9 protein-coding genes and 1 pseudogene are annotated in these 9,198 nt (G+C 38.2%); 3 read left to right on the top strand and 7 right to left on the bottom strand.

What is annotated here, in order from left to right:
• Window positions 1–374 precede the first annotated feature (374 nt).
• Window positions 375–884, bottom strand: coding sequence for a transcription/translation regulatory transformer protein RfaH (gene rfaH, locus JQC92_RS08620; protein WP_204999266.1), 510 nt, complete (start codon window positions 882–884; stop codon window positions 375–377).
• 496 nt (window positions 885–1,380) lie between these two features.
• On the opposite strand from rfaH, the gene JQC92_RS08615 reads away from it, so the two are divergent.
• Entirely contained in the window at window positions 1,381–2,856 is a 1,476-nt protein-coding gene (locus JQC92_RS08615) for a peptide MFS transporter (protein ID WP_204999265.1), read from the top strand.
• 197 nt (window positions 2,857–3,053) lie between these two features.
• On the opposite strand, the gene JQC92_RS08610 is transcribed toward JQC92_RS08615, so the two are convergent.
• Entirely contained in the window at window positions 3,054–4,154 is a 1,101-nt protein-coding gene (locus JQC92_RS08610; RefSeq protein ID WP_204999264.1) for a response regulator, read from the bottom strand.
• Between the two features lie 162 nt (window positions 4,155–4,316).
• Window positions 4,317–5,114 (bottom strand): MlaA family lipoprotein, encoded by a 798-nt coding sequence (locus JQC92_RS08605; protein WP_204999263.1) that lies wholly within the window; start codon window positions 5,112–5,114, stop codon window positions 4,317–4,319.
• Window positions 5,115–5,237: 123 nt separating this feature from the next.
• Here JQC92_RS08605 and JQC92_RS08600 point away from each other — a divergent pair, with 123 nt between their 5' ends.
• Entirely contained in the window at window positions 5,238–6,665 is a 1,428-nt protein-coding gene (locus JQC92_RS08600) for a hypothetical protein (protein ID WP_204999262.1), read from the top strand.
• Window positions 6,662–6,931 (top strand): EscU/YscU/HrcU family type III secretion system export apparatus switch protein, encoded by a 270-nt coding sequence (locus JQC92_RS08595; protein ID WP_204999261.1) that lies wholly within the window; start codon window positions 6,662–6,664, stop codon window positions 6,929–6,931. Before JQC92_RS08600 ends, JQC92_RS08595 begins: the two co-directional genes overlap by 4 nt.
• Window positions 6,932–6,965: 34 nt before the next feature.
• Here the strand turns inward: JQC92_RS08595 and JQC92_RS08590 are convergent, their stop codons facing one another.
• From JQC92_RS08590 to JQC92_RS08575, 4 genes and pseudogenes are all read right to left on the bottom strand, one after another.
• Window positions 6,966–7,376 (bottom strand): DUF2802 domain-containing protein, encoded by a 411-nt coding sequence (locus JQC92_RS08590; protein WP_129946606.1) that lies wholly within the window; start codon window positions 7,374–7,376, stop codon window positions 6,966–6,968.
• Between the two features lie 41 nt (window positions 7,377–7,417).
• On the bottom strand, window positions 7,418–7,909 hold the full coding sequence (locus JQC92_RS08585; protein WP_204999260.1) for a chemotaxis protein CheW: 492 nt from the start codon (window positions 7,907–7,909) through the stop codon (window positions 7,418–7,420).
• Window positions 7,910–7,916: 7 nt separating this feature from the next.
• Entirely contained in the window at window positions 7,917–8,651 is a 735-nt protein-coding gene (locus JQC92_RS23160) for a chemotaxis protein CheW (protein WP_204999259.1), read from the bottom strand.
• Window positions 8,644–9,075, bottom strand: a pseudogene (locus JQC92_RS08575) (ParA family protein); the annotation flags it as partial. The gene JQC92_RS23160 and the pseudogene JQC92_RS08575, both read right to left, overlap by 8 nt.
• Window positions 9,076–9,198 lie beyond the last annotated feature (123 nt).

The following is a 9,198-nucleotide window of genomic DNA, read 5'->3' as shown; positions in this document are numbered from 1 at the left end:
GTAGCTAATAGAGTGAAACTGTTCACTCTATTGCCTTTCAGGCACAACCGATCCGCGTGGCGGGCCAGAGGCCCTTCGGCGGTAGCTAATAGAGTGAAACTGTTCACTCTATTGCCTTTCAGGCACAACCGATCCGCGTGGCGGGCCAGAGGCCCTTCGGCGGTAGCTAATAGAGTGAAACTGTTCACTCTATTGCCTTTCAGGCACGCTACCGCCCATGGATTTCGGCTTCCAACTTGCCCTTCATCATTTTATATTCAGTTAAATCTAGGATTTATCTTCCACTGAAATTTTACATTTTTAGAACTTGTTTTAATAAATTGGCGCTTATTAAAGACCATTCTGAGGATGTTTGCAAAGGATAGTGTCACAATTTAGACAGTTACTTTTTCTACCATTTCACTTGCAACATTTACCCGTTTCATTTTTCCTAAAATATTCAATAAGACAAAGCATCTTTTCTCTCCTGATGCTTCATCAAAAATTCCTTCAACTTCTGCAAACGGGCCTTCTGAAAAGCGAACCTTGTCACCTTTCTTTATATCTTCTGACGTTTCAGGTTCAGAATTTGAGAGCTCAGCCAATTTGATTTTGATACGAGTAATTAATTCTGGATCGAGCGGCAACATATCTTCTTTTACACCAACAATTTGATTCACACCACGTGTGGAATGAATACGACTCACAGGAAACTCCTGTGGGTTAAAGTTGATAAAAAGATAGTTGGGGAATAGAGGAACTTGCGTATTCTGAATCTTCCCTGATCGCTGCTTTTTACTTTCTGATATTAAAGGAAGGTAGGTTTCAACACCTTGCAATTCTAGGTTTTGTTTAGCTCGAATTTCATTTCGAGGCTTACAATATAACAAATACCAAGCTTTCATTGCTTTTCCTATTAAACCAATACCACAGACATCCTTTTATCGAGATTGGGATAATATCAAAAATCTGCAATACGAAAAAGATAATATTAATGTATCAATAGTGAATGCCCAATATATATACTACTCATAACTTTCTACGCTTTATTTTTAAAACTAAATAACATTAAAGTCATACTGTTATAACCAAATCCTCCTTTTTTTATTTGATGTTCAACTTCTGATGCCGCTTTGTCATTGTGTTTGTGACACCACTCACTACGTTCACTTTTTCACCACCTAAGGTTACAAAATTGACTTTAGTTCAACACAAAAGGTATATACAATGTGATTTCAACAAAATTACAAACTCACTGACTAATTGTTTAACAATTTGCGGTACTGCTAGCACAACTGGCAAATATCGAAAAGGTGACATAAAAGCAGTTAAAAAAAATTAGTATGCGGTAGTCTATTTTTTTCGCATACAAACAATCACGAGCTTAAGGTGGAATTTTAAATGAGTGCAGCAAAACCTCAGGGAACAATGCTGGGACATCCAAAAGGATTATTCCTGCTGTTCACAACTGAAATGTGGGAGCGTTTCAGTTATTATGCGATGAGAGCCATTCTAGTACTTTATCTAGTAGATAAAGTTCAATCTGAAGGTGGTAATGGACTTGGTTGGAACCAAGCAGATGCAATCTCTTTATACGGTACTTTTACAGGTTTAGTCTATTTAACACCACTGTTAGGTGGCTGGATTGCTGATAACCTTCTTGGACAACGTAAAACCATCATGATTGGTGGTGCATTAATGGCTTTAGGTCAATTTACGCTTGCCTTCCCTCACTCGATGGTTCCTGGCCTTGAAACTGAAATGTTCTACCTTGGTTTGTTTACACTGATCATAGGTAACGGTTTATTTAAGCCAAATATTTCAACCATGGTTGGTGATTTATACGAAGAAGGCGATCATCGTCGTGACGGTGCATTCACCATCTTCTATATGGGCATCAATTTAGGTGCATTCCTAGGTGCAATCGTAGTTGGTTCAATCGTCGCTTATTACGATGGTAACTATCAAGTTGGTTTCTTAACCGCTGGTATTGGTATGGTTTTATCTTTAATCATACAAATGGTTTTTGCACAAAAGCTATTAGGTGATATTGGTAATGTTCCAGCAGCAAAACTAGAGAAAGAGCGTAACGCCAGTAACGGTAATACGCGTAAAGAACCTCTAACAAAAATCGAACGTGACCGCATTAAAGTTATTATGGTTATGGGTTTATTCACTATTATCTTCTGGGCTGGCTTTGAGCAAGCTGGCGGTTTGATGAATTTATTCACCAATGACTTTACCGACAGAATGCTAGGTAGTTTTGAAGTACCTACAACTTGGTTCCAGTCTCTTAATGCGTTATTCATTGTAATTTTTGCACCTGTAATCGCTTCGATTTGGATTAAGCTTGGTAGCAAAGAGCCGAACTCTCCTGTTAAGTTTGCTTTAGCTTTGTTCTTCTTAGCGGTTGGTTTCTTATTCATGATCGGTGCTGTTCTTGAGTTAGGTGGTGACGCTGGCGGTAAATCAAGCATGTGGTGGTTAGTGGGTGCATACTTCTTCCACACAATTGGTGAGCTTTGTTTGTCTCCAATTGGTTTATCAATGGTAACTAAACTTGCTCCTCTCAGAATTATGTCTCTGATGATGGGTGCTTGGTTCCTATTTATTGCTGCTGCAAACAAAATTGGTGGTGTTGTTGGTTCATTCATCGGCCATGATGGTACGGTTGAAGAGCAACTTGCGAATGCTATGGGTATTTTCTCTGGTATCGCTATCGTGTCCGTTGCGTCAGGCATTATCCTTTACTTTATGGCTGACAAGCTTGTTGATTGGATGCACGGTGCCGAAGATGCAGACCATGCACACACAACAATTGAAGCGATTGAAGAAGAGCTTGCAGTAACGGCTGAACATGAAGCTATTAAGCATTAATATCTGATTTAATACAGCTGAAATAAAAAACGCCTCAAATGAGGCGTTTTTTATTGTTGAATATTGAATATTGATTGTTGATTATTGATTATTGATTGTTGATTGTTGATTGTGATTGTTTCGCACTTCTTTACTTATTAAATGTATGTCTATTCACAAACTGCATACACTCTTTAAGAAATACCGTTAAGCCCCAACTAAAGTCTCAATTCAATATATCCACCGGACGGCACTTCATTATTTTGCACTAGACCAACAAATTGATTGTTCAACAGTAAAGGTTTATGTTCAGGGTTACTGGTCGAAATGCACAGGTGTTCACCACGATTTAACGTTCGATATTGAGTACTTGTTTTTCCCCAATTGTTCATACCAAGCTGTAAGGTGTCTGATATCGCCAATGGCATTAAGCCTTCAGTATTTCTGAGGTAGCACCTTAATCCTTGTCCAGCTTGTGCAATTGCGGTTCGGTAACTTCTTAAATCAACGGTTACGTAAATCATATCAATGAAAATATCCAAGCCCGATTTTGCAATACGATCGTTTAAGTAACTCATCATATTAAAAGGCTCAATAACCGATTGGCTCTTTCCCATTCTGAACGCTTTGAGTTTTTGATTTACTAAACTTCTCAACAATACACTTGCGAAGCCAGCTCTGTCATCTTCTGGTTGGAAGTGAGCCATGTACATGAGTAAATGTTGCTCACCGACTAATGTGGAGTCAATTAAATAGCTGCTAATATCTTCTTTTTTAAATAGGCTGTAGCAAACGTCTGCGGCAGGATAATTAATTTCAGCAGCAGGAAATAATTGTTGTTGAATACAATTAACCGCTTCGACGCTTTCTTCAACGTACTCTAAGTTACTTTGAAACTCTTCGTAGGCTAATTCATCAACAATTTCGGAAGGCACATCATCAGACTTATCAGACAGGCATTGCTGAATAGCGTGCTCAACAACGTATAAATCATCAATCGGTTTAATTAGATAATCGCTGGCGCCAATTCTGAGTGCTTCAACAACATCTGTCATGACGCTATTCCCTGACAACACAATGGAGGGAATCGATGCATTAATGTCTGTAAGTGATTTCAGAAGCTCTAAGCCGTTTAACTCTGGGGAAGAAAGATCGATTAAAATAAGATCAAATCGATGCTTTTTGAAATAGGACAGCGCTTTACTATCGTCCTCAGCGACGGAGACATTGGCCCCTTGCTGAGAAAGAAATTCAAAAGTATTAGAACGAAACTTTGACTCTTGCTCAATAAACAAGATAGAAACATCATTTAGCGCCATTTTCTCACCTTAATTCAATTGGTGAATGTTTATCCGTAAACAAGCATTCCCTAAACTTCTTTTTTTGATGTCGTTATGCTTTGTATAACTTCATTTTTATCCCTAAGAAGCTCTACAATTTGTATACAGTATTTAACTTATAACACCAGTATTGAAGTTTCGCTAATTTAATTCGTCAAGATAATCATTAATAAGCTCATCATCACCCTGTTTTTGGGTAACCCTTCCATCATGAAGTTTAAAATCAAGATGTTGTAGATAAGCATCTTTAACAAATGTGTAAGGATCTAATGCGTTATCGAGCAGTTTTTCTTGAGGGATCGCCTTAACTCGTGTGTTTATACCATCTAAGCCAACTTTGGCCACTTTTTGCCAGAAGTTTAAGTCTGAAAGTGGGAAATATAGGTCATCAACCCAATTACTTGCAAGTTCGCGAGTCACTGTCGGTCCATAAGCAGGCAGCATAAAATACGGCCCATTTGGAACACCGTAGTAGCCTAAAACTTCAGCAAACTCATCCTGCTTTCTTGGTAACCCCATTTTATCTGCGACATCAACCAAGCCTAATATGCCAAATGTAGAGTTAATCGTGAAACGACCACCGGCATTCAGTGCCCATTTCCATTTACCTTGTAAAGTGTTATTCACCAAAGAGGAAGGCTCATCTAAATTGTGCACAAAATTATCGACACCATCTTGCATAAAATTTGGTACGTAATCATTGTAGCCATGTGCAACGGGTCTAAGCACATATCTGTCTAAATAGTTATAATTGAGATTCCACATGGCTCTGTTAAAGCTTTCGAAAGGATCTCTTTCATCCATATACTTTACTTCAGTTTCAGGCTTTCCTTTTTGTGGCTCGGCATGAGTATCGCCTTTGTGTTTCTCTACAGAATGAGCAAGACCTGTAAATGATATCGATGCGATAGCAACTACCAGTGCAAGATTAAGTTTCATGTATTCCTTGGTTTCCAATATTATTAGCTGAATAATTATAAGTAATTTTAACATTTGGTAAAATCACTTTATTTATAATTCAATGAGTCGATATATGTACAAAGTAATACCAACAGAGTAAATATGACAAATTTCAATCGTATTCCGTCTGCCGAGCTAAGCTCTACCCCGATGAAGAACCACCCTCTCTCGCAGCTGTCATTACATAAACTCAGCACTCCTCAGTTAACAGGCCATCAGCCTTTAATAATTAAGGGAGCTCATTATTTTATTGACCCGTTATTACTGCCAAAGGTTTCATCATCAACCACATTTGCAACATCTCAAGCAAACATTCAACCTCATGACCTCTTTGTGTTTTCTCAAGGATCTTTTCAAAACCTATCACTAACACCTCAGTTTAAGCAACTTTTACTGACCATGCCTCTATTACCTGAACATTCTGCTTTGCATTTTCTTGGGTTCGGCAATGTGAAAGGCTGCTATTTGTATTTTTGCGGTAAAAAGTTTCAAGTCAAAGAAAAAGCATTCAATGACACAACTGTTGTGGTTGAATTAGACTCATCGAGTAAGCAAGTCAAGCTAACAACAATGAACTTAGTTGCTTCGCTGCCATTGATTGAGGCATCAAACTCATCTGTTCCGCTTAATCAAACTCAAGGAAATCCTAATCACTCTTATTTTTCTCTGCTTAACTCTTTATTTAACAAAGTGATTCAACGTAATGGACACCGAATCGAGTTGCCCTCTTCAAATAACCGGCTTACTAAGCGGATTAGAAATTTAGGTGCTAGCAATATTCAAAGCGAATTAACTCAACAACAGCCGCATGAAACAATCGCATTAGCGAATATACTAAAAATCCCACGTTTAAAGAATTTACTGTCTTGGCATCAGCTTCAAACAGAGCTCACAGAGGTCTCTGTTTTGAGACCAGCAGATACCAATGCGAGTACAACCTTGTCGTTTGCTCAATCCATTAAGTTTATCTGGCAGCTTTTGCTGCTAAAAAGTGACAGTTCCCATGCAAATAGCTCATCGATTCAAGCTTTAAAGCAAAATTTATATTATCAACAACACATTGAGTTAGAAAGGATATTTGAGATTGATGATTTACACGTTTTTGACAAAGTAAAAAACAAAATAATTCAGTATCAGTCTGCATCTCATTTCTCTGACGACAAGATATCTTGGTTCTTTGGGCTACCTTACTGGCAACAAAATCAACTTGAATACTTTGAGGGGCATTATCTGCAAGAAAGAAATAATGAGAGTAATAATGAATTGCACGCTTGGAAACTAACACTTAAGTTCAACATTAGTCTAGGCTCACTTCTGGTTACGGTCAAAAGTAATCACTCACATGCGCTCACCATAGAGTTATCTTCTAATCACGCTGCACTCATTGATAAAATCAATGTATTTGTAAGTCATCTGATATCAAAAGTCGAACCGATAGGTTTTAAAGTAAACTCAATAACCGTAATCCAAAAAACGATACCGATAAGCTTATTATCAGACGTAAATGCATTTATTAAGGTTTCTACATGACCGAACAACAAAAGCAAGCTACAGCACTCACATATAGTGGAAAGGGTGCACCTTTTGTATCAGCCAAAGGCAAAGGTGTCATCGCTGCTGATATTATTGCGTTGGCAGAACAGGCTGGTGTGCATATACATCAAGACAAGCATTTGAGTGATTTTTTACAAACGTTAGATTTAGGCGAAGAAATACCGGAAGCGCTGTTTCGTTTGATCGCTGAGATTTTATCGTTTGTTTATATGCTGGAAGGTAAGGATCCTAGAGATATGTAATACCCAATTTGGGTGGGCATTACATAAAAAAAATTTATGCTTCTTGTTTCGCGCCATGCAATCGAATTAATAGTTCTGCTTCTGCACGCGGTAACTCACACTCAGCAACAATTTCCTTGATATCTGCGCCGAGTGAAACCATTTTCATGGCTCGAGTATACATTCTTGATTGTGGCTCTTCTTGCTCAGCTTCATCAAGTCGAGCTTCATACTGTTTTAACTTCTTTTCAAGCTCAATCACTCGGCGTCCAACACCAATCGTTCCATTACGAAGCTCTTGAAGTTCTTTCTTAAAGATATCTCTTTGTTTCTCAGTATCTTTAACTAGAGTGGTTAGCGCATCAACTTTAGAACGCTGCTTGCCAATTTGCTTTTGCAAATATAAAACGAGACCAAGGCAAGCAGTGGCATAAAACAAGGCTGCAATTAATAACTCATTTCCCATTATTTACGCCCACTCCCTAATAAAATACTTTACAAACTGAATTATAGTTGAGCGATTTCATTCCACTCTTCATCTGACAGGAGTTTATCAAGATCAACCAAAATTAATAGCTCTTCACCGCGATTACTTACGCCCTGAATAAACTTAGCACTTTCTTCAGTACCTACATTAGGCGCATTATCAATTTCAGAACCTTTAAGATAAACCACTTCAGCTACGCTATCGACAAGAATACCAATAACTTGCTTTTCAGCTTCAATGATCACAATACGCGTCGCATCATCAACGTCAGCACTTGGCAGACCAAAACGAGCACGTGTATCGATAACGGTTACGACATTACCACGTAGATTAATAATACCTAATACATAGTGAGGAGCACCGGGTACAGGTGCAATTTCGCTATAGCGCAATACTTCTTGGACTTGCATTACATTGATGCCATAGGTTTCATTATCAAGCCTAAATGTCACCCATTGCAGCACTGAATCATCCTTGCTGGCAGATACAGCTAAATTTTTTGAATCTGTCATAGTTACCTCAATTAATCGAATCTTGACAATTTAGACCCTTATCCAACATTTGGATCAAAGCATCAACATTTAAAATTCCGCACATTTTATCTTTGACCACGCCAGCAAGCCATGGTCTTTTTCCTGTTTTTTGGCGCCAGTTCACTTTTGACTTATCAATGGTGTCAGCGCTGATAAGTGATTCACACGCCAAGCCCCAATCACTGCCCTCTAATAATACAACATACTGGTAACTTATGCTGGCTTTAAGTTCATCAGTATATTTTTCTGGCATGACCCAAGCTGCGGTATCAACTACGTTTACATTTTGCTCACGATTGGTTTGGACACCGTTAAACCAAGTAGGCCTTCCCAGTATATTGGTACAATTGGCAGAGTTAATAATCCCACCAAGGTTTACTAAAGGAACTGCCAGTACTAAACCTCCGACAGAAAAATATAAGACCTGAAATTCTTCATCTAATATATCGGCAAGAAGTGGCTTTGTTTCAGGCTTTATTTCAGTTTTTTTGGCAATGACTTCTTCTGTTACAAATGAGACTTCAGCTTTATCAGTAACGTCATCTATTACTGTTTTCGTCTCAGTTGGAATCGTGGAGAGTAACGCTTGTAACTCTTGCTCTTTTTGTTGTTTGACTTCTTTTTCTTCTGGCTCAGCAAAACTGAGCTTCTGACTCGTTTTAGTGTCTTTTAAAAGAACAGAAAAGAAATCAACAACGGTGGCATCAACTTTATTAACCATTACCTACACTCTTTGAATTCAGATAAGTTAATAAGCCACTGTATGCCTTAACACCTCGGCTGTTAGACACATAATGTGAAGCTGGCAAATGCGCCAAACTTGCATCACGAAATTTTGTATCTACGGGAATGACATTCTGCCAAAGTGTGTTTTCATAGTTTTCTTGTAATTCTTTTAGTGCTTGCAGAGAAGCTTTTGTTCTTTTGTCGAACATCGTTGGCACAATAGTATATTGGTAACGAGTATTTTGAGAACGCCCCATCAACACCATGGTTTTCACCATTCGATTCAAGCCTTTTAATGCTAAAAACTCTGTTTGAACAGGAATGATAATATGCTCACAACACGCTAAAGCATTAACCATCAAAACACCAAGTACAGGTGGACAATCCACAAGTACATAATCGTAATTATTTTCGATCAAAGGGAACCCATCAAACATGGGTAACAAATTAAGAAGAAAAATCTGAGGAGAAAAGCTTTATTTTTGAGATAATAAGTCAACCACGACAACTATCAAAATAAAATGGCGATTCTGAACAAAACA

The organism is Parashewanella hymeniacidonis, from assembly GCF_016900895.1.
Lineage (GTDB): Bacteria > Pseudomonadota > Gammaproteobacteria > Enterobacterales > Shewanellaceae > Parashewanella > Parashewanella hymeniacidonis.
The sequence above is the reverse complement of the archived record's forward strand: the minus strand, read 5'-3'. Positions and strand labels throughout refer to the sequence as shown.

Coding starts and splice junctions, on each gene's coding strand:
- JQC92_RS08605 (WP_204999263.1), bottom strand. CDS start 5,114: ATGAAACTTAATCTTGCACTGGTAGTTGCTATCGCATCGATATCATTT.
- rfaH (WP_204999266.1), bottom strand. CDS start 884: ATGAAAGCTTGGTATTTGTTATATTGTAAGCCTCGAAATGAAATTCGA.
- JQC92_RS08610 (WP_204999264.1), bottom strand. CDS start 4,154: ATGGCGCTAAATGATGTTTCTATCTTGTTTATTGAGCAAGAGTCAAAG.
- JQC92_RS08585 (WP_204999260.1), bottom strand. CDS start 7,909: ATGACAGATTCAAAAAATTTAGCTGTATCTGCCAGCAAGGATGATTCA.
- JQC92_RS08590 (WP_129946606.1), bottom strand. CDS start 7,376: ATGGGAAATGAGTTATTAATTGCAGCCTTGTTTTATGCCACTGCTTGC.
- JQC92_RS08595 (WP_204999261.1), top strand. CDS start 6,662: ATGACCGAACAACAAAAGCAAGCTACAGCACTCACATATAGTGGAAAG.
- JQC92_RS08600 (WP_204999262.1), top strand. CDS start 5,238: ATGACAAATTTCAATCGTATTCCGTCTGCCGAGCTAAGCTCTACCCCG.
- JQC92_RS23160 (WP_204999259.1), bottom strand. CDS start 8,651: ATGGTTAATAAAGTTGATGCCACCGTTGTTGATTTCTTTTCTGTTCTT.
- JQC92_RS08615 (WP_204999265.1), top strand. CDS start 1,381: ATGAGTGCAGCAAAACCTCAGGGAACAATGCTGGGACATCCAAAAGGA.